Genomic DNA, 1,352 nt, shown 5'->3' on the forward strand with positions numbered 1-1,352 from the left:
AATGTATGGTCAGCCCACCTCCTGCAACCCAGCTTGATGAACGGTAAAGCATGCTTGCGCTAATGTATTCGGGCTCATGGTGAGCACAGTTATTAGCGCTCGGCCCCTGATGAGAAGTCGCTCCCAACTGTCCTTGATAAAGGGATCAGCCGTTAAAAAGACTGTCTTGGTCTTCAGGTTTTCAGTCGGGATGTCTGCCGTTTATCGTCATCATCACTGTCGTCGCAAAAGCCGGTAGTAACTCGATTAGGTCAAACCATTTGTTGCACGTTGTAGCTACCGCCTCGGGCCAATACAGCCCAGACGATTCTTGCCATTTTGTTGGCTAGCGCACAGGCGACCTTGTTCGGGGGCTTGCTAGCCAAAAGCTTTCTTACCCAAGCTCCGAGGGCATCGTTTCGCTTGTCGATTCGGATCATCAGTGCGTGAGCGCCTTGCACCAGTAGGCAGCGCAGATACTTGTCGCCGCGTTTGCTGATGCCGAGCAAGCTCGTCTTGCCCCCGGTTGAATACTGTCGAGGCACCAACCCGAGGGAGGCGGCAAAGTCGCGCGAGCTTTTGTAAGTCGAAGCGTCGCCGACGTCGGCCAGCAGCGCGCTAGCGGTGAGAGGGCCGATGCCGGGGATGCTCAACAAGCGCATGCCGGCTGCGTCCTCAGACAATTGCTGTTTGATCTCGACATCGATCGCTTTGATATCTCGAGTCAGGCGTTGAATGTCGAGCAGCATTCGCTCAACCGCATTGCGCAGTCGAATCGGCAGTTCGTGGTTTTCCATTAACGCGGGTACCTGCTCCAGAGCAGCATATCCAACGGGGAAAATGATGCCGAATTCCAGCAGAAAGCCGTGCACCTGGTTGATGATTCCCGTGCGATTATCCACCCAAGACATGCGCAGCTTGTGCTCGGTCGACAGGATCTGCTGCTCAAGGGTCTTTACCGGAACCGAGCGGGTTCTGGGTCGCGACGCTGCTTCGCAGATGGCCTCTGCATCGATAAAGTCATTCTTGTTGCCTGTGACGTAGGCCTTCACATGCTGCGCCGCGATTAATTGCACTCGGTGGCCTAAGCCCTCAATCTGCCTAGCCAGCCACTGCGAACCGCCGCAGGACTCCATGGCAATTTTGCAGTTTGGCAACTGCGCCAGATACGGCAGCAATTGGCTACGATTGAGCTTCTTGCGCAAGAGCTGATTTCCTCTGGCGTCCTGGCCATGCAAGTGGAAGGTGTTCTTGCCGATGTCGATACCCAGAAGCGTCACGGTGTTCATGAGAGATCCTCCTTCGGTAAAGAGAGAAACCCGGTAAGTCTAGACTCACCGGGTTTCTCGAGCCGAGCTGACCATCTCATTAAG

General features: G+C 55.0%; 1 protein-coding gene. It reads right to left on the minus strand.

Annotated features, from left to right (window positions below):
* Positions 1-251: 251 nt before the first annotated feature.
* Complete coding sequence (locus FBY04_RS32230; protein WP_145319737.1) at positions 252-1,268, minus strand: IS110 family transposase; 1,017 nt, start codon at positions 1,266-1,268, stop codon at positions 252-254.
* Between the last annotated feature and the right edge of the window lie 84 nt (positions 1,269-1,352).

The sequence above is a fragment of the Pseudomonas sp. SJZ080 genome, assembly GCF_007828295.1.
GTDB lineage: Bacteria > Pseudomonadota > Gammaproteobacteria > Pseudomonadales > Pseudomonadaceae > Aquipseudomonas > Aquipseudomonas migulae_A.